At 65.0% G+C, this 24,789-nt stretch carries 25 protein-coding genes; 2 read left to right on the top strand and 23 right to left on the bottom strand.

Going from position 1 to position 24,789, the window contains the following annotated elements:
• Window positions 1-65: 65 nt before the first annotated feature.
• From AC3WLD_RS17565 to AC3WLD_RS17490, 16 genes are read right to left on the bottom strand one after another with little or no spacing between them, the layout of a single operon-like run.
• The gene (locus AC3WLD_RS17565; RefSeq protein WP_492558273.1) at window positions 66-899 is read right to left on the bottom strand and encodes a conjugal transfer protein TraF; all 834 of its coding nucleotides are present in this window, start codon (window positions 897-899) and stop codon (window positions 66-68) included.
• Window positions 880-2,592 (bottom strand): conjugal transfer protein TraN, encoded by a 1,713-nt coding sequence (locus AC3WLD_RS17560; RefSeq protein WP_492558272.1) that lies wholly within the window; start codon window positions 2,590-2,592, stop codon window positions 880-882. Before AC3WLD_RS17560 ends, AC3WLD_RS17565 begins: the two co-directional genes overlap by 20 nt.
• Window positions 2,589-3,314 (bottom strand): type-F conjugative transfer system pilin assembly protein TrbC, encoded by a 726-nt coding sequence (trbC, locus tag AC3WLD_RS17555; RefSeq protein ID WP_492558271.1) that lies wholly within the window; start codon window positions 3,312-3,314, stop codon window positions 2,589-2,591. The genes AC3WLD_RS17560 and trbC overlap by 4 nt, the downstream gene beginning before the upstream one ends.
• Before the next feature lie 29 nt (window positions 3,315-3,343).
• Window positions 3,344-4,372: a conjugal transfer pilus assembly protein TraU gene (gene traU, locus AC3WLD_RS17550; RefSeq protein WP_492558270.1), complete on the bottom strand. Its 1,029-nt coding sequence runs from the start codon at window positions 4,370-4,372 to the stop codon at window positions 3,344-3,346.
• Complete coding sequence (gene traW / locus AC3WLD_RS17545) at window positions 4,369-5,007, bottom strand: type-F conjugative transfer system protein TraW (RefSeq protein WP_492558281.1); 639 nt, start codon at window positions 5,005-5,007, stop codon at window positions 4,369-4,371. Before traW ends, traU begins: the two co-directional genes overlap by 4 nt.
• A 17-nt stretch (window positions 5,008-5,024) precedes the next feature.
• Window positions 5,025-5,570, bottom strand: a complete 546-nt coding sequence (locus tag AC3WLD_RS17540; RefSeq protein WP_492558269.1) for a S26 family signal peptidase — start codon at window positions 5,568-5,570, stop codon at window positions 5,025-5,027.
• The gene (locus AC3WLD_RS17535) at window positions 5,557-5,973 is read right to left on the bottom strand and encodes a TrbI F-type domain-containing protein (RefSeq protein WP_492558268.1); all 417 of its coding nucleotides are present in this window, start codon (window positions 5,971-5,973) and stop codon (window positions 5,557-5,559) included. The genes AC3WLD_RS17540 and AC3WLD_RS17535 overlap by 14 nt, the downstream gene beginning before the upstream one ends.
• A complete protein-coding gene (locus AC3WLD_RS17530) occupies window positions 5,970-6,440 on the bottom strand; it encodes a hypothetical protein (protein WP_492558267.1) in 471 nt (156 codons plus the stop codon). Before AC3WLD_RS17530 ends, AC3WLD_RS17535 begins: the two co-directional genes overlap by 4 nt.
• Window positions 6,441-6,472: 32 nt before the next feature.
• Complete coding sequence (gene traC / locus AC3WLD_RS17525) at window positions 6,473-9,019, bottom strand: type IV secretion system protein TraC (protein ID WP_492558266.1); 2,547 nt, start codon at window positions 9,017-9,019, stop codon at window positions 6,473-6,475.
• Complete coding sequence (locus AC3WLD_RS17520) at window positions 9,019-9,777, bottom strand: conjugal transfer protein TraV (protein WP_492558265.1); 759 nt, start codon at window positions 9,775-9,777, stop codon at window positions 9,019-9,021. Before AC3WLD_RS17520 ends, traC begins: the two co-directional genes overlap by 1 nt.
• Window positions 9,778-9,782: 5 nt before the next feature.
• A complete protein-coding gene (locus tag AC3WLD_RS17515) occupies window positions 9,783-10,649 on the bottom strand; it encodes a DsbC family protein (protein ID WP_492558264.1) in 867 nt (288 codons plus the stop codon).
• Window positions 10,646-12,013, bottom strand: a complete 1,368-nt coding sequence (locus tag AC3WLD_RS17510) for a TraB/TrbI/VirB10 family type IV secretion system protein (RefSeq protein WP_492558263.1) — start codon at window positions 12,011-12,013, stop codon at window positions 10,646-10,648. Before AC3WLD_RS17510 ends, AC3WLD_RS17515 begins: the two co-directional genes overlap by 4 nt.
• On the bottom strand, window positions 12,006-12,755 hold the full coding sequence (locus AC3WLD_RS17505; protein WP_492558262.1) for a type-F conjugative transfer system secretin TraK: 750 nt from the start codon (window positions 12,753-12,755) through the stop codon (window positions 12,006-12,008). Before AC3WLD_RS17505 ends, AC3WLD_RS17510 begins: the two co-directional genes overlap by 8 nt.
• Window positions 12,755-13,327 carry a type IV conjugative transfer system protein TraE gene (locus AC3WLD_RS17500; protein ID WP_492558261.1) on the bottom strand — a complete coding sequence of 191 codons (573 nt, stop codon included), beginning with the start codon at window positions 13,325-13,327 and terminating at the stop codon, window positions 12,755-12,757. Before AC3WLD_RS17500 ends, AC3WLD_RS17505 begins: the two co-directional genes overlap by 1 nt.
• A 14-nt stretch (window positions 13,328-13,341) precedes the next feature.
• A complete protein-coding gene (gene traL, locus AC3WLD_RS17495; protein WP_492558260.1) occupies window positions 13,342-13,629 on the bottom strand; it encodes a type IV conjugative transfer system protein TraL in 288 nt (95 codons plus the stop codon).
• 28 nt (window positions 13,630-13,657) lie between these two features.
• Window positions 13,658-13,987, bottom strand: a complete 330-nt coding sequence (locus AC3WLD_RS17490) for a hypothetical protein (protein WP_492558259.1) — start codon at window positions 13,985-13,987, stop codon at window positions 13,658-13,660.
• Between the two features lie 355 nt (window positions 13,988-14,342).
• On the opposite strand from AC3WLD_RS17490, the gene AC3WLD_RS17485 reads away from it, so the two are divergent.
• On the top strand, window positions 14,343-14,816 hold the full coding sequence (locus AC3WLD_RS17485; protein WP_492558258.1) for a helix-turn-helix domain-containing protein: 474 nt from the start codon (window positions 14,343-14,345) through the stop codon (window positions 14,814-14,816).
• Window positions 14,817-14,829: 13 nt separating this feature from the next.
• On the top strand, window positions 14,830-15,042 hold the full coding sequence (locus AC3WLD_RS17480; RefSeq protein WP_492558257.1) for an AlpA family transcriptional regulator: 213 nt from the start codon (window positions 14,830-14,832) through the stop codon (window positions 15,040-15,042).
• 119 nt (window positions 15,043-15,161) lie between these two features.
• Here the strand turns inward: AC3WLD_RS17480 and AC3WLD_RS17475 are convergent, their stop codons facing one another.
• The 7 genes from AC3WLD_RS17475 to AC3WLD_RS17445 all read right to left on the bottom strand — a co-directional run bounded on the left by AC3WLD_RS17475 (window position 15,162) and on the right by AC3WLD_RS17445 (window position 24,763).
• Window positions 15,162-15,518, bottom strand: coding sequence for a copper-binding protein (locus AC3WLD_RS17475; RefSeq protein WP_492558256.1), 357 nt, complete (start codon window positions 15,516-15,518; stop codon window positions 15,162-15,164).
• Window positions 15,515-18,637, bottom strand: a complete 3,123-nt coding sequence (locus AC3WLD_RS17470) for an efflux RND transporter permease subunit (RefSeq protein WP_492558255.1) — start codon at window positions 18,635-18,637, stop codon at window positions 15,515-15,517. The genes AC3WLD_RS17475 and AC3WLD_RS17470 overlap by 4 nt, the downstream gene beginning before the upstream one ends.
• A complete protein-coding gene (locus tag AC3WLD_RS17465; protein WP_492558254.1) occupies window positions 18,634-19,869 on the bottom strand; it encodes an efflux RND transporter periplasmic adaptor subunit in 1,236 nt (411 codons plus the stop codon). Before AC3WLD_RS17465 ends, AC3WLD_RS17470 begins: the two co-directional genes overlap by 4 nt.
• The gene (locus AC3WLD_RS17460; protein WP_100867706.1) at window positions 19,866-21,095 is read right to left on the bottom strand and encodes a TolC family protein; all 1,230 of its coding nucleotides are present in this window, start codon (window positions 21,093-21,095) and stop codon (window positions 19,866-19,868) included. The genes AC3WLD_RS17465 and AC3WLD_RS17460 overlap by 4 nt, the downstream gene beginning before the upstream one ends.
• 479 nt (window positions 21,096-21,574) lie before the next feature.
• Window positions 21,575-21,958, bottom strand: a complete 384-nt coding sequence (locus tag AC3WLD_RS17455; protein WP_492558253.1) for a hypothetical protein — start codon at window positions 21,956-21,958, stop codon at window positions 21,575-21,577.
• A 43-nt stretch (window positions 21,959-22,001) separates the two neighbouring features.
• A complete protein-coding gene (gene cueR / locus AC3WLD_RS17450; protein ID WP_492558252.1) occupies window positions 22,002-22,421 on the bottom strand; it encodes a Cu(I)-responsive transcriptional regulator in 420 nt (139 codons plus the stop codon).
• Window positions 22,418-24,763: a heavy metal translocating P-type ATPase gene (locus AC3WLD_RS17445; RefSeq protein WP_492558251.1), complete on the bottom strand. Its 2,346-nt coding sequence runs from the start codon at window positions 24,761-24,763 to the stop codon at window positions 22,418-22,420. Before AC3WLD_RS17445 ends, cueR begins: the two co-directional genes overlap by 4 nt.
• Window positions 24,764-24,789 lie beyond the last annotated feature (26 nt).

Here is a 24,789-nt window from a genome sequence, read left to right as displayed (position 1 = left end):
CGTCGGCGTGGAGACTGGTGAGGGGGAGGGCGGCTGCGAGCAGCGCGGCAACAATGCGTTTGAACCTAGTAGTCACGTCCGGCTTCCTTCGAGGTCAGGAGGTAGATGCGGTCCTGGAGTTCGTCGGCGCTCATCACGCCGTATCCGATCGGGATCGCTTGGCCTTTGGCCGCGTCCCACAGGACGACGGCGGGGGTGATGCCCGGATCGAGCCCCATGCGGGCCCGCTGGTTGGTCTCGACCGTGTAGCGCGGGAAGTGGCGCGAAGGCCCGCCATCGGTCGACACCGCGCGCACCGTGATGTGCCAGGTCTGCGCCACGCTCTGGACGATCGGCGACATCACCTCGCAGGCGCCGCAACTCTGCGCGAAGAAGTAGAACAGCCCGTAGCGCTCGGAGAGGTGCGCCATCACGGTGTCGCGCTCGGTCTTGCGGTTGTCCTGCCAGGCGCGCTTGCCGAGCGTCGAGACCGGACGCTGGAGCGTGTAGTCGAGGTCGGGTTCCTGCCAGATCGAGCGCTGCCAGACATCGCTGAACAGCGAGGCCTGGTCGAGCTGGCGGCGCTGGAAGCGGATGTAGGCGGTGACGTTCTCCGGGCTGGGCTCAAGGATCGCCCTGGCCTTGAGTTCACGCAGCTCGGCGGTGATCGCATCGAGGCGGCTTGTCGCGCTCGGTTGGCTCTCTGGTAGGGGCTCTTGTCGTTCCGGCGGCTTGGGCCGAGTGCAATAGAACCAGTAGCCGAGCCGCCGCTCGGCGCAGTAGAACGGGTCCTGTCCGTCGCTGGTCTGGACGTTTGGCTGGTCCTCAGCTGCAGCGGGTATCGGAACTGAGAGGAGGCCGGTGGCAAGCAGGCAGGCAGCAGTGAGCCGCCGGGTGCGGCTAATTGCGGGCGTTGGCATAGTCGTCCTCGATCTTCTGCTGGATCTGGGTGGCGGCCTGGAGCTCGTCGGGAAGCCGCGCGGCATCGGTGAACTCGGCGTAGACCTCGCTGAAATCCATCTTAGAGAGGTCGAGCCGTGAGAACTCGTCGATCGTGAAGCCGAGGCACTGCTCGGTCTTGGGCTTGCCCCAGGGCTTGTTCAGCTGGAGGCGGCCTTGCTCCTGGAGGATCCGGCTGAGCTTGGATTCAAAGCAGCAGTAGACCTTGCGCTTGGTCAGACAGACCCCGAGGAACGATGACGAACAGTAGGTCCCGACATAGGCGCAGAGGCCCTGTACGTCCTTCTGGTGGAGCAGCATCTCCTCGCGGCTGCAGCCCAGCGCCACCAGCAGCTGGATCCCCGGGATCAGCGGAAAGCCCTTGCCCTTGCAGCAGTTGAGGATCCCGAAGACCTTGGACGAGCAGGTCTCGCGGGTGCCCTTGAACAGGGTCAGGCTATCGGGATCGAACTCGCGGCGGGCCTGGTCCATTGCATTGAGGGCAACGACCGCGTCCTTGAACTCGTCGTTCGCCTGCCGCTGGATCGTCTCACAGCTGCCATCGATGCAGTAGACATCGCCGTCGCAGATGAACTGGTTCGGGTCTTGTGGCTGGTCGGGGACCGGACAGTCGTAGACCCGCTCGAATGTGCGGCAAGGCACTTCGTCGGTAATGCAGTATTCTTGGCTCAGCGTGCAGCCAGGCGTGGAAGCGAGGGAGTCGCAGTCCTGTGTCGGACTGTAGCGGTTGCACTGGTAGTCGCGGCGCCAGGCCCAGCAAGGCTGGGTCACAGCGACCCCGTCGATGATGCGGGTGGTCGGATCGCTGTCGGTGCAGGTCGCGACCGGGTTGGTGCAGCCCGTATCAGCAGTAAGAGCGGCACACTGGCTTTCGTCCTTGGCGGTAGAAACCGACTGGCGGGTCGAAACACGGATGGGCGTTTCACCTGCGACGGGCGCAGAACAGGTATATTCATCGACCGGGTCGCCGGGCTCGAAACACTTGAACCCGCCAGGCGTATCGACGCCCTGAAGGCACTTGCCGGGGTGACTTCCAGTCCGCCGGCAGGTCGGAAGCTGAAATGCCGTGCAGTCGGGATCGAGCCTGGAGCAGTAGTAGAGATAGTCGGTGACCGTGGTGACGCTCGCCTGGAGCGTCACCGCGCAGCTCTGGGTGCTGCTGTCGACGGTGTAACCGGTGTTGCAGGTTGCTTTGTAACGCGCGGCGATGCCACTCGCGAGCGGAAGCGGCACACAGCGGCCCTTAGTGCCGCTCACGCCCATGCCGCTGGTATAAGACAGCGGATCCTCGGCGATCGTCTTCGAGCGCGCGATCGCCGCGTCGAGATCGACCTTATTGAACCTGGCGCGGCGATCCATCGAATCCCGCATCGCCTGATATCCGGTGCTCGAACTCGCCTGGCTCGCCGCTTGCCGTTCCATTGCCTTGGGATCGTTGAAATAGCCTGACTGGCTTGGGGTGCCGTTGAACCCGGGTACCCGATCGGCACTGGGCTGGGTGGTTGCGGCGCTCTGCGCGGCAGCACCGATGTCCTTGCCGAAGACCTTGCCATCGGCCTTGGCTGCATCGGTTGTGCTTTGGGCCTGCGCCGCGCCAAATGGACCAGGCATCAGGGCGAGTGCAAGGGCGAGCGCGAGGGTGAGACGGTTCATGGCTGGTCTCCCTGGAGGCGGGCGAGATGCTGCGCGGCAATCCGCGCACCAGGGCCACCTCCTTCAGCAAAGGTGCGCAGCGCGTATTCGGCGGTGACGTTGCCGTTCATCCGGTCGTAGGGCGGCACTGCGCTGGTGCAGTCGAACCCCGAGCAGAGATCGAAGTCGCTGGCGGTGACGACGTAAGCGGGGACTTCGGTGACGCTGAACGCGCGGAACAGGCGCGGGTCGATCCCGACACCGTCCATGCGCTCGCCGGGCTTCAACACTTTGCCGAGCGCATCGGTCATGATCTTGGCCGAGCCTTGGGTAAGCCCGCGAAACACCACGACGCCGCCGGCGCGGGTGACATCGTCCATCATCTGGCGGAGTGCCTGGGCCGGCATCGACAGCGAGGCAAAGGCGATGAACCGCGGCGCCTCGCCTAGACCGTCCTTGGCCATATCCCCGGCGTCGGCGACCATCCGGTCGAAGTCGAACGTCGGATCGCCAGACGCGGCGCGGGGCACGGCACCGGCATAGCGGCGGCCATTGGCCTTGCCCGCTTCGGCGTTCTCGCTGGCATCGTTGGTGACCTGCTTGGCGCGTTCACGCGCGCTCGCGGCGAGGGCTTCGGCCTCGCTGGTCTGGTCGGCGGCGCGCTGGCGGATCGATGCAAGATCGATGCCCGGGTCGCTTGGGTTCGCCAGCGCGCCGCCGAGTGCTGAGCTAGCGGCTAGCAACGCAAAAGCAAGGGCTTGAAGGTGACTTTTCATAGCGCGCAGCAGTTCCGTTTGCGCCAGACCAGGTAGCCCATGTCCTCCCCGATTGCGGGGTAGACCTGGCCGGCCGACATGAAGGTGGTGGAAGCGCCGATCGGCGCGCAGGCGTAGCGGCCCTTGGTCTGCGGGTTGGGGTTGGTGGCCTGAAAGCGGTATTGCTGCTTGCGCATCACCGGCATCAGGTACTTGCCGCAAAGCCCCTTGCCGCCCATCGTGCCCCAGGCGACGAGTTCGCGGTGGAGCTTGTAGGCAAAGCGCGAGAGCGCGAGCCGCGAGGCCTGGACGTGGCCGATCGTCGCCGAGACATTGCCATTCAGGGGATACATCGAGCCCTGGCAGCCCGCGCACCAGAACAGGCTGTCAGAGGGCAGCTTGGTGGTGGCGAGGACACAGTCGGCGGCACAGGCGGCGAGCGCCAGCGGGTTAGCGAACAACACCGCTTCGGGATTGATGATCGCGGTGAGTTCGCTGTCCTGCCACAGCGGATCGATCTCGGTGATGTAGAGGATGTCGACCGAACCCTGCTCGAGGCAGAGGAAGTCGGCGACCAGCTCCATCCAGTAGATCAGCGGGTAGGCGTACCAGTGGATGTTCCACTGCGAATTGTACTGCGCATTGCCGCCGACCGCCGATGGTCCGGCCATGGTCTTGAACCCGATGTCGAACCCGGGATCGAGCTTGAGTCCACCGAGGTTGACGAAGCACCACGGCTTCATCGAGACGTCGGCGAGCCGGACTGGCTCCCAGAAGCCCATTGCGATCCCGGGACGCAGCCCGCACAGGCACACTGGCAGGTCGGGATTGTCGGGATCGGGGCGATTGGAGGGCCAGATCTTGAGCCCCCCGATCGAGATCGGGAACAGGCATGACCAGCAGATGTCGGTGATCGGGTTGACGAAATGCCCGGTGCACTTGCCCGGGGTTCCGGCCTCAGCAGGTGCAGTCGTCCCAAGCGCGATCAGGCTGGACGCGAGCAATGCCAGGCAACGCTTTGCGAACGATGATCTTTTGCGGCTCATGACGGCCTCGCTGAGGGGAGTTTTGGGGGCTGCTCGGTGACCAGAAGCTGGCGGCCCTGCTGTTCGACCACTGCGGGAACCGCGCGGATGGCGAAGTGCGCGGTGAGCTTGCCACCCTGGTCGAAGTAGAACCGGCGCTGCTTCGCCTTCATCAGTTCGAGCGGCGCGCCGCCGACCAGGATGAACTTGGCGGGCGATCGGCCGAAGCGGGCGAGTGCCCAGTCGATCTGTGTCTTGTCGTCGCCATCGAGAAACACGAGGGGAGCGCGCAGCGGCACAGTGTCGAGCGGATTGACGCGGGTGCCGCGGGCGATAACCGTCCGGCCCTTGTCGTCCTTGATGTCGGCATCGACCGTGATCGTCGGATCGAAGGTCCAGCGGCGCACGGCGCTCGCGTTTCCAATCCCGGCGACCGGCGCGGGCCGGTTCACCCGCGCGATCGTCCGGCGCTTCAGCTCCTCATTGAGCCTGGCGGTCTCGCCGGTCTGCTCGAGGTGGACGAGACGCGCATGGATCTGGGCGAGGAGGTCGGGCTCGACCACCGGCCAGACGGTGCCGTGCTGACCGTAGTCGCGCGCCTCCGCGGACGAGGCGACAACCAGGCAGAGCGCGCTAGCGCAGAGCGGGAAGGACATGACCTTCACAGCGGGTTTCACAGGATTGGTCTCCCGACCCCGATGACCTGCGCCTTGCAGATCCATCCGATCGCGGCGTAGCGGCTGTCGAACCCGTCCTTATGCTCGGAGCCAACGAAGTAGCAGTCCTTGGGGATTGTTCCCGTAGGGCCGAGTTCGAGTGGCTCGCCGAGGCGGCTCGTGAGCTTGGCGAGTGCGACCGGCTTGCCGTTGACGTAAAACTCGCGGTTCTTCTCGGTGACCTGATCGCCCGCGACACCCAGCACGCGCTTGCCGAACGGCTCAGGCTTTGCCCCGAAGTGGCGGATGACGAGGTTGGAGCGCGGCGGCATGAACACGATCAAGTCACCGCGCGCGGGCGTGCCGGTGCGGTCGAGCCAGATCGCCCAATAGGGGAGCGACGGGCTGGCGTTGATCATCAGCGCATGGCTTTCGGCAAACCGGCTCGTCGCCGCGAGCGCGAGTGCGCCAGCACCAAGCCCCGCGAGCAGCGCGAGCCGCGGCACCCGAGTCAGCAGCCTGCCAATCCGGGACGAATGGCGGGGTGCATCAGCGTGCGTCATGGCTCGCTGCTCCTGATGCGGTGAGCCGCCGCGCAACGTCGGCGCGGACCTGCTCGGTAAGATCGGGGACGCCGCCCGAGACTACGGCCTCGGCGACGAGCACGGTGCGGCCGTCCTTGCCCAGCGCCTGGACCGAAGCCTCGACCGCCTTGAGGTAGGCGGCGACGCGGGCCTGGGTCTCCTCGGCGGGGCGGCCTGAACGGGCCTCGGCTTCGACGAAGTCGCCCATGACGCGTGAGAGCTGGACCGTGACGACTTCGCGGTGCTGCAGGGTTACGATTTCGCGGGTCGCCCAGGCGCCCCATAGCACCGAGGTGAGCATCGATCCGGCGAGCACCAAGGCCGTCGGTGAAAGTCCGGCGAAACGCTGCGAGAGGCTCGATGTTGCCAGAATGTTCTTCATGGGACTTTCCTTGTCGTCTTGAGGCCGTCGGTGACTTCATCGAGGAAGCGCGGCAGCCGCCAGGCGGCGACCGCGGTGGCGAGTGCGACAAGCACCCAGCTCGCTTGGGCAGCGAAGGCATATTGGCGATCGGGAGTGGCATCGGCGAAAGCGCCGAACAGCGAACCCAGGAATACCAGGCTCTTGTCCACCTGACCGCCGGTCAGCAGCAGCAGGAACATCAGCGGCAGCCCCATCGCAATGATCCAGCAGGCCATCAGGTAAAGGCCCGACTTGATCACGATGTAGCAGCAGTCGGCGCCAAGTCCCCACCAGTGGCGCCGCGCGGGCGGGGCCGACTTGCGCGGCGGGCGGGGCAGATCGTCGCCGTTCTCGACGGCGGCGATGAACGGCGCTTGCGGCCGCCAATCGGGCTCGGGGTGCACGTCGACCTCGCGGTCGAACGGGTATTTCATTTGGTGCGGCATGGAATCTCTGGTCCTCCTGTTGGCGTGGGGTTTCATTGGATTTCGGGGAAGGCGATGCGTTCGATCGCATCGGCGAGCTGGTGGCCGCGGGCGATCTCGGCATCGATCGCCGCGAACGTCGCGGGCGAACTCGAGAACAGTGTCGCGGAATAGTCGTCGAGCACGAGGCGGCCGATCGCCTCGGTTTCGGGACCCTTGATGAAAACTTCGGAGTAGGCCGAGCCCGAGCGCTTGAGGCTGCGGATCAGCGTTTCGGTACGCTCGTCCATGTCGAGGCGTTTGCTCGCCTTGAAGTCGGCGATGGTCTCGGGCTTCTGCTGAAGGATCAGCATCCAGTCGCTGTTCTCGAGCGCAGCCGTCGCCCCGTCGGACTTGTAGTAGTCGTTGAGGCTCTGGGTCGCGGTCGCCAGCGCGCCGCCGTATTTGCGGCAGGTACGGGCATAGGTTTCGACGAACTCGCCCATCGAGCCGCCCTTGAGCATCGACCAGGCCTCGTCGATCAGCAGCAGCTTGCGGACCGAGCGCGGGCTGCGGGTCATCGCTTGGCTGGTCATGAACATGATCGCCGACAGGACCACAGAGCGAAGCTCCTCGCGGGTGGCGAGGTCCGACATCTCGAACACGGTGAAGTCGGCCTCGAGATCGAGGCTCGCCTGACCCTCGAAAAACTGGGCGTAGGTCCCCCCGGCGGTGAATGGCCCCAATGAGGTGGCGAGGTCCGCGGCAGTCTCGTTTTCCATCGTGGCGAGGCAGTCGCCAACCTTAGTAACGCTGGCGTTGGGCCCATGCTCGGACCAGATCAGGTTGACCGCGCGGTCGATCAGGCCGCGCTCGGTATCGCTGAGCCTTGCGACGTGGCGCGCCATCTGGCCGATGATCGCCTTGACCATCGCGAAACAGTCGAGCCGGTAGTCTTCGTCCTCACTGGCGCGCGCGGCGTCGATCATCGAGAACGGATTGAGACAGAACCCCGAGGCGAGCGTGAACTCGATGAACCGGCCGCCCTGGAGCTTGACCGAATGCTCGAAGCTGCGGCCGTCGTCGATCACCACGACCTTGGCGCCCGCACCGCGCAGCGCCGCGCACATCTCCTGGAGGAGCACCGACTTGCCCGAGCCCGACTTGCCGCAGATCGCGACGTTGTGATTGCCCGCCTCGTTCTCGAACGGCGACCAGTAGAACGGTTGGCCGCGCCGCCCGACGAACAGCAGATGCGGGACCGGGCCGCCGAGATATTCGCCCTGGAGCGGCGCGATATTGGCGGCGGTGGTCGAGAGCAGCGTCTTGAAGCGTTTGAGGCGCTCCATGTCGGCGCCGAGCCCGTCAGCGAGGGTAAGCGGCATGGCCGCCAAAAGCCCCTGGATCTGGAGATAGCGCTCGTCCGAGAGGTCCCAGCCTGCCGCCTTGTAGATCGACTTGACCGCCCGCTCGTGGCGGTCGCCCTGGCCGAGCGGCGACCAGGTGGTGATCCCGTAGAACACGCGGACCAGGCGGCGGCCTTCCTGGAGTTCGGCCTGAACGTGCTGCCACTCGGCCGACTGTTCGGCGATCCGCGGCAGGAACCGCGCGCTGCGCGTTCCCGCCAGGCTGGTGGTGCGCATGAATTTGAACCCGGCGCGTGCCGCGGCGGCTTCCTGGTCGGGGTAGACGAGGCACAGCATGGTTGCAGCAGGGCAAGGGAAGCGCAGCTTGTCGGTGAAGAGATCGCCGATCAGCCGCGCGCATTCGTGCGGCGCCCAGCGCGGCGGCATGTTGCGCACCGCAAAATGCCGCACGTCGAAGCGGTCGGGGTAGACCGCGCCGATCTCGGGCACGCCCTGGTTGTGGACGCCGGTGGCACGGAACCGTTCTGTGCCGAGCTCGATCCGGTCTTCGCGCACCAGAAGCTCGATGTCACGGCGGATCGCCTGGTTCGCAATCGGATCATTGGGATTGTAGGGCACCGCATCGTCCTGCGGCGCGGTGGTCGGCGAGGTCAGATCGTCGAGTAGCGCGATGAGATCGTGCGGTTCGTATTCGATCACGCCTAGATTGAGCGACTTCAGCATCGCGATGAGTCCCTCGCGGGCGTGGGTGAGCTCTTCGTTGCTCACCGCCTTTGCTGCAGGCACGCCGAGTGAGATCACCACCTGGTGCGCGCGGGCGTGGAAGGGGGCATCGCTGGCGCCCGATGTCCAGACCATCGAATAGAGCTTTTTGGCGCGGTGGCGGGCGATTGCCTCATAGACCCCGCCCTGTTCGTAGCGCGGCGCGAACCACGGGCCGACGATCCGGCTGATCCGGGGGCTGGCAAGGTGGAGGATCTGCAGGCAGGAGCCCGCAGGCAGGCCTTCGGAGAAGAACGCGCCGAGGATCTCGCCGGTCCGCTCGTCAGCGCCGATCAGCGGGGTGACCCCGAGGACGAAGCCCTTCGAGCGGGCATTGACGTAGAGCCGGCTTGCAGGATCGTAGACCCGGTATGGGAGCCAGTCCGACAACATGTCGAGCATGAGCATGGGGCGGCCCGCCTCGACCTGCTCGGAATCGCCAAGCAGACCTGCCAGCAGATGCTCGCGCAGGGCCCCGAACGAGAGCACCATCACTTGGGCTCCTTCTTGGGCGCAGCATCGACTGCGTGCTTGAGCGCCTTGGCAGCCTCGATCGCAGCGGCGCTCGGCCAGACGCGTTGCTCCTCCAGAGGCCGAGGGGCCCGGACATGCGGGGTGAGGGACATGTCGGACCCCTCGGCGGCCGATGGGGGGACATCGGCCTGGACCTCGCCGCCCGGGGAGGGGAGGACAAGCGGCGAGGAAGGGATGAAAGGATTGGCGGATGCGGGAGCACTGTCTTCGGGAGACAGGGGCGCGGGGTTCGCATCCGCGTCGGCGTCGGTCTTGCGCGAAGCATCAGCGGCGCGGCGGGCCTGGTCCTTGAGCGCTTGGCGCAGCGCGCGCATCGTGCCTTTGGGCTCGGTCACTTTGTCGCCGCTGAGCTCGCCTGCCCAGCGCGCGGCCTCGACCACGGTCCAGACCGCAGCTTCGTCGTGCAGCGTACCCGAGGCATCGACGTGCGCCGGGAACACGACCTTCAGGGTGCGCTCGCCGGTCCTTGCCGTTTCCGCCGCAGCTACAGTCACGCGCTGGCGAACTGCCGAGAGGTCGCTGCCTTCGGCCTTGACGAGTTCACGGATCGCCTTGGCATCGACCTCGCTGAGGGGCTGGCAGCCAGCCCCATGATTTCGACTGGCTTGCGCGCGGCACGAGAAGTCGCCCGCAATGTTGGTGCCGAGATGGGTGCAGCCAGCGAGGCTCAGCGCGAGACCAAGGCCGGCGAAGGTGAGTTGGATTGAGCGGTGCATGAGCATTATCCTTGGGTCTGAATGGGGGAGAGGAAGGCGCGCAGCGCGGCGGCGTCGCGGTAACCCTCGATCACCGCGCCGTCGGACGGGCGGACGATCACCGGAGTGCCATTGAAGCCGTGAGCCTTGGCAAAGGCCTCGTTGGCATCGAGCCCGCGGGTGTCGCAGGGTTTGGGATTGGCCAGCGCAAGCCCGGAATAGGCGGCGTGCAGCGAGGTCTCAGGGCTTTGCGAACAGAGCACCCGCTCGGCATCCTTGCGCGCTTCCGCCCCGAAGATCGAAATCGGGCGTTCCTCGACCCGCGCGCCGATTGCCTTGAGCTGCGCCGAGAGCTTCTTGCAGTAGCCGCAGTGAAAGTCGGAGAAGACCGTGACCTTGGGGCCATTCGGCGGTCCCCAGGTGACCGCGCCATTGGCGGGGAGCCCGGCCAGCGACACCTGCTTCGGGGCGCTCCGCGTCTGGGGCTGCGCGTCCTCACCGTCACCGCCGACACGCCGGGCCGCCCCGGCAGCGAGCAGGTCGGGATTGAGCGCCAGCAGCCGCGCCGCGGTCAGATCCTGCCGCGCCTCCATGTCGTAGACCCGGCCGATCACTAGATACTTGGCGCGGGCGTCGACATAGAACAGCGTGGTCTTCGAGGCCACTTCGCACAGGCCGCCAAGCCCCTCGCAGTTGATCGCATCGATCGGGGTCTTGGGGAGGCGCAGCTTGAGCGCCGCCTTGACCTTGGCGAGATCGGGCGAACCGATGCTTCTGGCCGCGAAATGGGCAGCGCCCCATCCGGTCGCACCTGAGAGCAGGGCCAGGGCGGCTACGCCGAGAGCGAGTTTGGGCCAGCGGCGCTGAGCCGGCGAATGCAGTCCTTCGATCATTTGGAATTCCTCACGTAAACGCCGTCGAGGAACACGACCTCGACCTCGATGCCGGTCGGCATCTCGACAACGGGCTGGTATTGTTCGGCGCGCTCGATGAGGTACTTGCTCACCGTATCGGCCGCGTCGGCTGCGCCCTGGCCAAGCCCGCCGCCGAGAATATCGCCGGCGGAAAGCTTGGCCTTGGAGCCATCGGGATTGGTGCGGGTGGACGAGAACACCGAATTGGCATTGGCCGAGAAGCCGCGCCCGAACCCGCCGACGATCCCGGCGAGCAAGGCCTGGGTGACCAGGTTGCCCTCGCGGCTGACCACGCGGCCGCGCACCCCGGACTTGCCGGCGAACGATATGAAGCCTTTGACCTCTGACACCGCAACGCGCCCGCCGGGCTGGTCGCAGGTCATCCGGGCGAGCTTCACGTAGACCTTCTCGCTCGAGAGATCGCCGCGCGCTGCGCCGTTGATCACGCAGCCCTCGAGCCGGGTGGTCAGCACACGGCCGTTCTGCAGCACCGAGCGCGCCGGGCCGGTGATCCGCAGCACAACGGGAAGCGGATCGGTCTGGCTGGCAACCCCGGCCGAGGCATCGACCCCGACGATCACCCGCGCCCGTGCGTAGCTATTGGGCGGCAGGTAATCTGGCGAATCCTCGACCACCAGCGGCGGAACATCGGCGCGAGCCAGTTTGACCCCGGCACTTGCGCCCTTGTCGCCGCTGAAGTTCATCAGCTTGACCTCGGCGGGCGGAGGCGCGCCATCGGCGCCGGGGTTTCCCGGAGCCAGGCCCCCCGAACTCGGCGGCGTGCCAGCGGCCCCTCGAGCATCGTAGCCGCCGGCGCGGGGACCGTAGGCGGGCATAGCCGCGGCATTGGATGCGGGCGCGGCGGCCTGCGTCTGCAGCTGGTTCTTGAGCGCCACGTTCTCGGCCGAAATCGCGTCGATCGCCGCCTGGCCATCGGTGCGCATGGCCTGGTTCTCGGCCTTGAGTGCAGCCAGCTCGGCTTCTAGTTCCGGGCGCATGACCGCGCCGTCCTTCAGCGCCTTTTGTTCGCGGGTAACCGCGCCCAACTGGTTGCCGTAGACGGTCGTGAACTCGCGCTGCGACAGGTTGCGATTGACCAGGCTGGCGGTCTCGATCGTCTCGGCGTCGCCTTCCTGGTGCGCCTTCTTGGCGTGATCGCTGCCGAAGATAATCCAGCTGGTGCCGGCAAGGATCACGGTCGCAATCCCGGCAAGCAGCATCCGCTGGCGCTTGGCGGTGCGCTCGTTAAGCTGGCCGACGCTGCTCGGTTCGTGGGCGTCGCGCTGCGCGCCGGTCGCACTCTTGCCGCCGCCCTCGGCCTGCTGTGATGCCTGATCAGTCATGGCCCTGCTCCCCGTTCGGGCCGACGAGGTAGGCCGTGGTGGTAGCGCCTGGTTCGAGCGTGGGCCGGGCGATCGAAACCGCGAGCGCGCCTGCGCCGGCGAGATCCTTCTCGGCCACCGTCAGCGGCTTGGGTCCACGGTTGGCGAGGCGGATGACTTTCCCTGCGAGCGCCGCGCCGCGATATTCGGCGATCAGCTGGACTTCGAGCGCGCCGATCCGGCTCGGCAGCGCGGCAGGCTGGCTGATCTCGAAGCCTTCGATCGTCTGCTGGCCGGCCATCGCCTGGACGAGGCGAACAGCGGCTTCATCCTGGCCGGTCTGGCGCTCCCATCGGCCCGCGTCGCCCTTGGCAAGTGCCGGGTTGGTGATGAACACCTGGGCAGCCTCGATCTTGTCGATCGAGCACGAGAACTTGTAGACGTAGCCCGCCTTGGTGGTGGCGAAGAAGCTGATCCGATTGGCGGCGAAAGTCTCGGGCACCGAGACATAGATGTCGCCGCGCACCGGCTCGTGGGTTACCGCGAAATCGTTGTAGGGATAGCCGCTCGAGATCTTCGAGACCGAGGCGAACTGGTCGCCGATCAGCGCGAAGCGGGTGAGCTCGCGAGCCGAGACCGAGCAGGCAACCGTGCCGCCGTCGGCGCTCTCCTTGAACTGGTCGGCAAGTGCCGGGCTGGCGAGCGCCAGCAGCGAGGCGGCGAGCGCAATTGCTGGGCCGCGCCATTTGAAGCGAGAAGGCATCACTTGGACTCCTTGTTTGTGTCGTCGGTGGGAATCTGGACGAACCCGGAAAGGCCGAGGCGCAGGCCCTGGTAGGTCCAGCTGAAGCGGAAGCGGCGCTCGTCGCTGCCGATCACGGTTGCGCCGACGAAGGTCTTGAGCGTGCCCTTGACCTCTGAGGTGAGGGCGGCGGGATCGACCTTGATCTCCTTGATCACGAAGGCCTGGGTGACGTCCGAGCCGCGCTGCTCCTCGACGATCTTCATCAGCTCGCCTTTGAGCGTGCCGCTCGACGCAGGGTCGGCGAGCTCGAGGATCTGGCTCATCCAGTAGTCGAGCCCTTCGGGGCTGCGGTTGAGCAGCATCAGCGCGGCATCGCGGGTGACGAACTCCAGGTACTGCGCGGAAACCCCCGCGCTCGACACGGTGAGCGGTGCGCGGACGGTCGGAACCAGCACGACTTCGCGATTCCGGGTGGCGGCGAATCCGCCGGCGACAACCAGGGCGACCGCAAGGCCCGCGCTGGTCAGCGCGAACAGGTTGCGCTGCCGGAGCAGCGCCTGGCTGCGCTCGTGAGAAATCTGGACAAGCATGGTTTTGTCTCCCCTCAGCCGGCAAGCAGTCGGCAGTGGGAGGGCGGCGTCATCTTGAGGCCGGTGAGACCTGCAGGCAGGTGCCAGTAGGCGGCATGGATTATCCAGGCCCAACTGCGGCCTGCTTTGGCCTTGCGGAGCGCAAACCAGGCGGCGGAGCTGAGAACTATGCCGATAAAGACGTGCTGCGCGAGGATTCCCCAGGTGAAGGGGACGATCATCCCGGCGAACTCGTCGAGGGTCCAGAAGCCGATCAGCTCCGGGTCGTCGAGCCGCCGAGGAATGATGTACCGGTCGCTCATGATTGTTCCGCCCTCCCGTGGCTGACCGTCAGATGACCGCGGTGACCACCGAGGTGACGATCGGCACGCCGGTCCCGACGCCGATGCCGACCCCGACCGGGACCGCGATCTGCGCGAGGGTGAAGCGGCCCGAGGCAAGCCCGATCAGGCCGCCCGCGAGGCTGAGGACGGTGATGATCTTGCCGCCCGAACCTTCGAGGAAGTCGGTGAACTTCGCGAGGGCGGGCGCGAAGGTCGTGTCGGCGCCGGCATAGGCCGCACTGGCGGCAAGCGCGCCGATCGCGACCGGCAGGGCCAAGCTGGCAATCTTGCCGAGGCGGGCGCCGCGGCGGGTGGAGGGGAGGGCAATGGCATTCATGAGAAGTATTCTCCGCTAGGGGTGGAACAGCGGGTGTTCGCTGTATGTTCTAAATGCGGAGAACATCGGCTGTAGGAAATCGAGCTGGGCATCCTCAGCGGGAATTTACTCGAAAACCGGCGACCGATTGAGGCTGGCCGATTCAATTGCGCGAACAAGCGCCGCAAATGCGCGGGTGTGGAGATCCATCGCGCACGTCTTGCGCATCAGAACGCGAATCACGCGCAGTGGTGCGCAAGTCGGGATGCGTGTCCCGTTACGGAATTCCTACAAGTTCGCTGTTTGTTCTTTTTGCTTTCCTACAGACGGATCGCGAGGATAGCTGGCGGCTCAACCTTTCGAGTCGAGGCCTAGCGTGAGCACTTCAGACAATGACCTTCCGTCACGTGTCGCGCGATTGATAAGACGCGCCGTCAAGGACAGTGGCAAATCGTCCTCAGAGATAGCGCGGGTCGCCGGGATCAAGCGTGACAGCCTGCGTCGCTCGCTGAGCGGCGAACGGCCGGTCACACTGGACGAAGCCGTCATGATCCTTGAGGCATCGGAATTTGCCAGCGAGGAAACGCTGTTGCTTCTCATGCTGGTCGGGGAGGATTTTGCGCTCACCCGGTCCGGAACCGGAGCGGCGCAGTTCCTGGGTGAGTTTTTCAAACGTGCGCCGCTCGAGATTGTCGAACAACTGGGCGAGGATATCGATGAGCTGCGTCCACGGTGGGCGAACGGCACTGCCAAATTGCTCGCGCGGACACTTACCCAGCACATCGCAGATCTAAATCGACGCGGCGACGCGATCGGTGGGCCGCGATACTCCGCCACTGTCGGAGATTGATCACGTGGTCGCGATGCCTGACAATGTGACGATTGAGCCAGGCACCCACCACCGCTTGCTGCGTCTGCCTGAAGTCATGCGCCGCGTAGGTTTGAAGCGTTCCGCGATCTATCAACGCATGGTCGAGGGCAGGTTTCCTAGATCACGGTCACTTGGTGCAAAGTGCACGGTATGGGTCGAATCCGAAATAGACGATTGGATCCGTGCGGTCGCGTCGACAGAGTGACGTCCGGCCTGGGCAGCAGTTACGATGCCTCTGTCTTTTGCCGCTGCCAACAGTTCCTCACTACCGCTGCCCCGCCACAAGCAGAGGCAGCGGTAGCAATCGCCACGCTTCACACCTGACTATTGTTTCTTGATCGCCGTGACTTCGCCAGCGCTTCCGGTCACCGTCACGTCAAAATCGACCTTATCGCCGACCGCCAGGCCCTTGAGCAATTCGGGCTTTGCCGAAAAGCCCATTTTCATAGCGGGCCATTCAACCGCGGGAATAGCGCCGTGATCGAGCGTGATCTTGCCTGTCGCGACATCGATGGCAGTCACGGTCCCGCTGCCTTTGCCCATCATGGATCCAACTGGCATCGCCATGCCCGTCATGTCGCCAGAGGTTGCTTCGGCATTGGGGGCCTCGGCTTTTTTGTCGCAACCGGACAGGCCGAGTGGCAGCGCAACCAACGCGGCAATCATCATATGCTTGTTCATGCAGGTTCTCCTTGGTGTTGAACGGGGGGGTGCCGACGCATCAGCAAATAGGCAGCGGGGATGATGAGCATCGAGAGCAGCGGCGCGGTTAGCATTCCGCCGACCATCGGCGCGGCGATCCGGCTCATCACTTCGGAGCCAGCGCCGCTGCCGATCAGGATGGGGAACAAGCCTGCGAGGATCACGGCCACTGTCATCGCCTTGGGGCGGACACGGAGCAGCGCCCCGGCACGGACGGCGGCCTCGACATCGTCGTTCTCGGCGAGCGCCGATTTGAGGTAGATCAGCATGACCACCCCGAACTCGGCCGACACGCCCGCCAGCGCGATGAACCCGACGCCTGTCGCAACCGACTGGTTGAACCCCAGCAGATAGAGCAGCCAGACCCCGCCCGTCAGAGCAAACGGCAGCGTCGCCATGATGAGCGCGGCTTCGTCCCAACGCCTGAAAGTCGCGTAAAGCAGCGCGAAAATGATCAGCAACGTTGCGGGAACGACGATCTTGAGGCGCTGGGTCGCGCGTTCGAGGAATTCGAACTGCCCGGTGTAAGCGACGCTGATTCCGGGAGGCAGCTTGACCTTTTGAGAGACGGCGCGCTGCAGGTCACCGACGATCTCGGTGAGTGCGCGGCCCCGCCCGTCGATATAGACCCAGGTGGCCGGGCGGCCGTTCTCGCTGCGGAGCATCGGCGGGCCATTGCTGACGCGGATATCGGCAACCGTGCCGAGCGTGATCTGCTGACGCGAGGGCGTGAGCACCGGCAGATTGACGATGTCATCCACGCTGCCCCGGATTTCCCGCGGATAGCGGACGCTGATCGGATAACGGGCCAGCCCTTCGACGGTCTGGCCGACCGCTTCGCCGCCGATCGCGCCCGACACCACGGTCTGCACATCGGCGACGTTGAGGCCGTAGCGCGCTGCCGCTGCCCGATTGATTGTCACATCGATATAGCGGCCTCCCGAGAGGCGCTCGGCCAGCGCCGAGCTGATGCCGGGAACGGTCTTCGCTACCGTTTCGATTTCGCGTGCGGTGCGGTCGATGTCGTCGAGATTCGCCCCAGAGACCTTGATCCCGATCGGGCTCTTGATGCCGGTGGCCAGCATGTCGATCCGGTTTCGGATTGGTGGTATCCAGAAATTGGCCAGACCGGGTACTTTGACGGTCTTGTCGAGTTCCTCGATCAAGCGGTCTTGCGTCATGCCCGCGCGCCATTGGCTCTTCGGCTTGAAGCGGATGGTGGTCTCGAACATTTCGAGCGGCGCGGGATCGGTGGCTGTATCGGCGCGGCCCGCCTTGCCGAACACGCTTTCCACTTCAGGCACGGTCTTGATGAGCCGGTCGGTCTGCTGGAGCAGCATGGCCGCCTTTGCCGTCGAAATCCCCGGCAGCGCAGAGGGCATGTAGAGCAGATCGCCCTCGTTCATCTGCGGCATGAACTCGCCACCGGTCTGGCTGATCGGCCAGAGACTGGAGGCGAACACCAGCCCGGCAATGACTAGCGCCTTTTTTGGCTTGGCCAGCACCCAATCGAGAGCAGGGCGGTAGATGCGGGTCAGTGATCGGTTGATCGGGTTGGTATCTTCTGCCGGTATCTTTCCCCGGATCAGCCAGCCCATCAGCACCGGGATCAGCGTGATCGAGAGCAGCGCCGCCCCCGCCATCGCGTAGGTCTTGGTGAAGGCGAGCGGGGCGAACAGCCGCCCTTCCTGGCCTTGCAGCGAGAAGATCGGGATGAACGAGAATGTGATGATGAGCAGGCTAAGGAACAGCGCCGGACCGACTTCCGCCGCCGCATCGGTGATGACGCGCCAGCGTTCCGCTCCAGTCAGTTCCTTATCTGGATTCTCGTGCGCCCAGCGTTCGAGATGCTTGTGGGCATTTTCGATCATCACCACCGCCGCATCGACCATCGCACCGATGGCGATGGCAATGCCGCCCAATGAGAGGATGTTGGCGTTGAGGCCCTGGACCCGCATGACGATGAACGCGATCAGGATACCGAGCGGCAATGTCAGGATTGCAACCAGTGCCGAACGCGCGTGCCACAGGAACAGGCCGCAGACGAGTGCGACAATCAGGAATTCCTCGAACAGTTTGCCGGTCAGGTTCTCGACCGCGCGATCGATCAGCCCAGAGCGATCATAGGTGGTGACAATCTCGACGCCCGGAGGAAGGCTGGCCTTCAATTCTGCGAGCTTGGTACGGACGCCTTCGATCACCTCGCGCGCATTCTTGCCCTGACGCATGACGATAACGCCGCCCGCGACTTCGCCCTCGCCATTGAGCTCGGCAATGCCACGCCGCATGTCGGGGCCGATCTGGACGGTCGCGACATCGCCGATGGTGACGGGGATGCCGCCCGCCGCGCTGCGGACCGGAACGGCGCGAAAATCATCGAGTGTCTTGAGGTAGCCGGAGGCGCGGACGATATATTCGGCCTCAGCCATTTCGACAACCGCGCCGCCCGTCTCCTGATTTGCGCGCTTGAGTGCGTCGGAGACATCGTTCGCAGTGACACCGTAGGCGGCGAGTCTCTGGGGATCGACCACGACCTGATACTGTTTGACCATGCCGCCGATGCTGGCGACTTCGGCGACGCCTGGGACTGTTTTCAGCTCATAGCGCAGAAACCAGTCCTGGATGCTCCGGAGCTGCGCCAGATCATGCTGCCCGGTCTTGTCGACCAGCGCGTATTCGTAGATCCAGCCCACGCCGGTTGCATCGGGTCCGAGTGAAGCAGTTGCACCCGCTGGCAGTCGCCCTTGCACCTGGCTGAGATATTCCAGCACCCGGCTGCGCGCCCAGTATAGATCGGTGCCATCCTCGAACAGCACATAGACGAAGCTGTCGCCGACGAACGAATAGCCCCGCACTACCCGCGCGCCGGGAACCGACAGCATTGTCGAGGTGATCGGATAGGTGACCTGGTTCTCGACAATCTGCGGGGCCTGGCGCGGATATGTCGTGCGGATGATGACCTGCACATCGGAGAGATCCGGAAGCGCATCGACCGGCGTGGTCCGCACCGCACCGATGCCAATCACCGCCAGCACAAGCGCTGCCATGACGATAAGCCCACGTGCCTTGACCGAGGCGCGGATGATCCATTCGATCACTTGGTCGCCCCCAGCTTGCGGGCAGGAATCCCGGTCAGGCTCGCTTCCGAATCGAGCAGGAATTGCCCCGAGGCGACCACCTTCTCGCCGACGGCCAGCCCTTCAAGGATCTCGGTCTGTCCGCCGCCTTCGCGGCCTGTTCGGACTTCTGCGGGCTGATAGCGACCATTGCCGATTGCAAGCATGACAATCGTGCGTGTCCCGGTGCGGATCACCGCTTCGCTCGGCACCAGCAGCGCCGTGCTGCCCGTTCCGCCGAGCGCGACTTGCGCGAACATGCCTGGACGCAGACGTCTTCCTCGGTTGGCAAGTTCAATCCTGACCGTGATTGTCCGGCTGTCCGTTTGCGCGGCAGGCAGGATCGCGATGATCCGCCCACCAAAGGTCTCGCCGGGCAAGGCAGTGAGAGTCGCGCTCGCACCTTGACCGACCCGAACCACACCTGCCTGCGCCTCGGGCACGGCAGCATTGAGCCAGACCGTACCGATGCCGGTGACCTGGGCCAGGGTCTGGCCTTGGGTCAGGGTCATTCCAGCTCTGACGTCGAGCGTCTGAATCACCCCCGAAATCGGCGAGGTGATGGCAATCGTGCTGTTGGTTCGCCCGCTGCGTTCGACGCTGGCGATCAAGCCGTCGGACATGCCCAATAGCTTGAGCCGCTGGCGCGCTGCAGCGGTGAGATCTGGCCTGCCAAGCCGCTTGACCGCGAGGAACTCGGTCTGCGCGCCGCCCCATTCGGGCAGTTGCACATCAGCGATCGGCGCCCCAGCACGGATGACATCACCGGGCGCGCGGGCATAGACTCGGGCCACGAAGCCACCCGAACGCGCCTGAACGATCGCGACATCACGTTGGTTGAAGTCGATGTTGCCTGTGACGATGAGCGACCCGGCGAGGCTACCCATCTGTGCTGGAACCACCCGGATGCCGAGGTTCTGCATAGCCGCGGGATCGATCGTCACGCCGGGCGTGCCGCCCGCAGCTGCACCGTCATCGACATATTTGGGCTGGGTTTTCATCCCCATCGACGAAAGCGAGTTGGGATTGTCATAGTGCTCGGCCGGAACCATGGGATCGTACCAGTAGAGAACCTTGCGCCCAGTCTGGTCGGGATCGGTCTCGTTGCCTGATCCGCCAGATTGCCCGAGCCAGTATCCACCGCCGCCCGCGATCAACACCGCAGCCATCAATCCAGCCCGCCAGCGCGCCGCCGTTGTCGCGTCCATGCTCATGGCCGCATCTCCCCATATGTGTAATTGATCCGGATCGCATCGCGCGCGACATCCGCCTCGCGCGACAAGGCATCGACCTCGGCTTCGGCCAAGGCGAGGGTCGAGAGCAGTGCGCTTCCAAGATCGAGCTTGCCTGCGCCATAGCTTGCCATGTCGAGCTCGGCCCGGCGCTTGGCGAGCGGAACCAGTGTCTCGCGCGCGTTCTTCAGTCGCTGGAGATGCAGGGCATAGTCAGCCAGGTCGGCGTCGAGATCGGCCAGAATGTCCCGTTCCCCGGCCTCGCGGGTCAGCCCGGCGCGGCGGGCATCGCTCTCGCGCGCTGCAATCAGGGGATCCTGCCGCCGCTTGCCGAAGAACGGCAGATCAACGGTGACCGTGACCGACACCATATCTCCATAGGCTGGATCGCGTCGGCCATAGGAGGTGCCGACCCGCCAGTCGGGCCGTTTGTCGGCCTGGGCCAGTGTGACATCGGCATCGGCTGTCCGGACCCGGGCATCGAGCGCCTGCAGGCGTGGCAGTGAAGCGACATGCGCCCGTAGTGCCGGGCCATCGACCTCCAGAACGGGGGCATCGCCGAGAACATCGGCATCGGGATCCCCCGTCAAACGGGCAAGCCGGGCCCGTGCTTTCGCGACGTCTGCCTGGAGTTCAGCCCGCCGGTCAGCAACGGCCGCGCGCAATTGCTCGGGCTCAAGTGCCTGACTGGGGCGAGCCGAGCCCGAAGCGAGACGCGCACTGATGGTTGCCTGCAAGTCGATCAGACTGTCGTTGAGCAGGTCAAGCTGGGCGAGCCGCCGCTTGGCATAATACAGGTCAATCCACGCCAGCGCTGTCTCGAGGCGAATATTTTGCGTCTCGACCGCCAGATCGGCTTCGGCCACGCCGATCTCCGCCTCTGCGCGCCCGCGCTGAGCGCGGCGCTTGGCAGGATTGGGAAATCCCTGTTCGACACCGATCCGCGCCATAGTCATGCTGTCGCCGTTCAAGGTGAAGGCGGGCGGTCCCGAAACCGGAAAATTGTCTACGCCCACCGACAAGGTCGGATCGGGCAGCCGACCGGCCGCAATCGACGCCGAACGGGTGGCATCGACACCGGCCGCGCTAGCCTGCACCGACGGTGCAGTGGTTGTCGCGCGCTGAAGCGCGGCGTCGAACGTCAGCGGTTCGGCCAACACTGCCACCGGAAGCGCCGCGAGCAGCGGCATCAGATAGATCTTTCGCATGGAGCCCTCCTGATCGGCAGAGCCCGGACGGCAACGTGAGAGCATTCTGCGGCAAACGTGCGCCGGCGAAGCATGGAAACACCTCGCCGGCGACACGCGCCTGGCCAGCTTGCTTTTCGTTATCGGCCAGGCAATCGCCTTAGCCGGCCGACGGAGCCTTGGGCTTACCCGGCATGTCCATCATGCAGTCGGCTGCGCTCATCTTCATCATGGCGCAGTTGCAGTCCGCCATTGCGGTGCCGCTGTCCCTGACCCAGACGCGAACCTGAGACGGAAGGTTAGACTTGTTGGGTCCGGGAGTCGGGCGGGATTGCCATTCCCAATGGCCACCGGCGGTTTGGTGCGCCGAAGCCACGGAAGCACCTGCGAGTGCCGCTGCAACGGCAGCGAGCGTCAAAATAGTCTTCATGTCGAAAATCCTTGATTGAACTGCGAGGTGACGCGCCGCGAACACGGGTTCGCAAGTGCGTCGCTGGGGTTCAGCCAAGGGCGGCGGGTGGATGGGGTTCGGGACTGATTTCGCGCCCGACCAGCCGCGCAACCGGCATCTGCCGTGGCGCCAACAGGCGGAATTTCGTCGGAGCAGCGCCCAAGAGCGGCGGAATCAGCGCAACTGGGACCGCACATCCCATCTTGGCCACACAATCGGGCGTCATGCCCTGACACGGCGCGTCTGGCTGCGGCTGCTGTGCAAGCTTCATCATCTCGGCACACTCCGCGCTCATGTGACTAGAGTCTGTCTGGACAACAGCGCTTGTCTGCGCGGCCTGCGCGGCGGGCACAACTCGCGCAAAAGCGGCTTCCTGGCCGATCAGGCCGAGCAGTGCTCCCATGAGCAGAGCCAAGGAAAACCAACGCTTCATCTAATCTCCATCGCAGTAGCGCGCTAAACAGTCAATTCGCGACTTAGGCACTATTGGTTACAGACTTGGATACCGGCCCGGTCGCCAGGCCAGCAAGTATCGGACAATCGGGTCTTGCATCGCCGCTGCACCCTTCGACCAGGTCCAGCAGGGTGCGTCGCATCGCCTCCAATGCCGCCGCCTTGCGCGCAAGGTCCCTGGCATGCCCGAGAGCAATGGCCTTGACCTCGCTGCTGGCCCTTGTCCGGTCATCCCAGAGGCCGAGAAGAGCGCTGATCTCGTCGACGGAGAACCCGAGGTCGCGGGCGTTGGCAATGAAGTGCAGGCGCTCGATCGAACGCGGCGTGTAGTCCCGGTAGCCATTGTCACGACGATCGGGCGGCGGCATCAGTCCGATGCCCTCGTAGTGGCGGATCATCCGCAGCGACACGCCTGTCGCCTTCGAAACCTGCCCGATATTCACAATGCGATCCTCCTCAGGCGCAGCGAATTGCCAATGACGCTGACCGAGGACAGCGCCATCGCCGCTGCAGCGATGATCGGCGAAAGCATGAGGCCAAACAGCGGATAGAGCGCACCCGCCGCGACCGGGATGCCAGCAACATTATAGGCAAAGGCGAAGAACAGGTTCTGCCGGATGTTTCCCATGGTCGCCCGGCTGAGATGCCGGGCGCGGGCGATGCCGGTAAGATCGCCCTTGAGCAGCGTGATCCCGGCGCTTTCGATGGCGACATCGGTGCCTGAGCCCATAGCGATGCCTACATCGGCGGCGGCAAGCGCTGGGGCGTCGTTTACCCCATCACCGGCCATGGCGACGATCCGTCCTTCCGCGCGCAGCCGCTTGACGATGGCGCTTTTCTGTTCGGGCAGGACATCGGCTTCGATATCGGTGATGCCCAATCGATTGGCGATCGCCTCGGCTGTGACGCGGTTGTCGCCGGTCAGCATGATGACATGGACGCCCGCCTCGGCGAGCGCGAGAAGCGCGGCAGGGGTCGTTTCCTTGATTGGATCGGCGATACCGATGGCGCCTGCGATCCGGCCATCGACGCCCAGAAAAATCGCCGTTGCGCCTTCGCTGCGCAGACGATCAGCTTGATCGCTTAGTTCGGCGGTTGCAATGTTCTGCTCGTCCACAAAGCGCGCATTGCCGGCAACGATGCGGCGACCACCGATCGAGCCGGTTATCCCCTTGCCGACAGGCTGATCGACCTCGCTCGGCTCGCTGATTGCGAGGCCCTTTGCTTCAGCGGCCTTGACGATGGCCAGGGCCAGGGGATGCTCGCTGCTGCGTTCGAGACTGGCGGCAAGGCGCAGCACTTCGTCCGCGTCGAACCCTTCTGCGGTCTCGATCGCAACCACCGCCGGTTTGCCCTGGGTGAGCGTGCCGGTCTTGTCGACGACGAGCGTGTCGACTTTTTCCATCCGTTCGAGACTTTCGGCATTCTTGATCAAGATGCCGGCCTGCGCGCCGCGTCCGACACCGACCATGATCGACATCGGGGTGGCGAGGCCCAGAGCACAAGGGCAGGCAATGATCAGCACCGCGACAGCCGCAATCAGGCCATAGCCCATCGCAGGGGGCGGACCGGCGAGCGACCAGACGACGAAGGCCAGCGCTGCAACTGCAATGACGGCAGGAACGAACCAACCCGAAACCGTATCGGCAAGCCGCTGTATCGGCGCGCGACTGCGCTGAGCGTCGGCGACCATCTGGACGATGCGCGCGAGCATGGTGTCCCGCCCGATTTTCTCGGCGCGCATGACCAGGCCGCCGGTCTGGTTGATTGTGCCGCCGATCAGCTTCGACTTGGAATCTTTGGTGACGGGCATGGATTCGCCCGTCACCATCGATTCATCGACCGTGCCGCGGCCATCGATTACCACACCGTCAACCGGAACCTTCTCGCCGGGGCGGACCCGCAACGTGTCGCCGACCAGAACTTCGTCGAGCGGGACTTCTTCATCCGATCCGTCGGCACGGACCCGCCGGGCAAGTTTGGGTGAGAGATCGAGCAAGGCCCGGATCGCGCCGCTGGTCGTCTCGCGCGCGCGCAGTTCGAGCAATTGGCCGAGCAGGACCAGCACAGTGATCACCGCCGCCGCCTCAAAATAGGCAGGGACCGCGCCGTGCGCCGTCCGGAATGCCACCGGGAAAACACCGGGGAGGAGTGCAGCCACCATGCTGTATGCCCAGGCGACGCCCGTTCCCATGGCAATCAGCGTGAACATGTTGAGATGGCGGCTCTTCACTGAAGCCCCGCCGCGTTCGAAGAACGGCCAGCCAGCCCAGAGCACGACCGGCGTTGCGAGCGCCATTTGCAGCCAGTTCGACATCTGTTGGCCGATCAGTCGATTGAGTCCCAGCAGGTGACCGCCCATTTCGAGTGCGACAACGGGCAGTGTCAGGACAAGTCCGATGATAAAGCGCCGCTTCATGTCCGCATATTCGGGAGAAGGCCCGTCGTTCAGCGTCGGGGTCATCGGCTCCAGGGCCATGCCGCAGATCGGACAGCTTCCCGGACCCGGTCGCTGGACCTCGGGATGCATCGGGCAGGTCCAGATTGCACCTTCGGGGGCGGCTTCGACCTTCCGCGGTGCGTCGCCCGCGTAGCGCGCCGGGTCGGCATTGAACTTGGCAAGACAGCCCGCGCTGCAGAAGTAGTGATGCGTGCCCGCATGGGTCGCGACATGCGGTGTGGTCTTTGGATCGACGCTCATTCCGCAGACGGGATCGGTTACCGTTCCCTGCGCTGGCGCGGCGAAATTTGCGTCGTGGGTGTGATTTTGATGCGACTCGGCCATGCCATGTTTTCCTTCGGTCGCAGCTT

This window comes from Novosphingobium sp. FW305-C-111, assembly GCF_058783565.1.
Note: the sequence above shows the minus strand (reverse complement) of the source record. Positions and strands in the feature narration are given on the sequence as shown.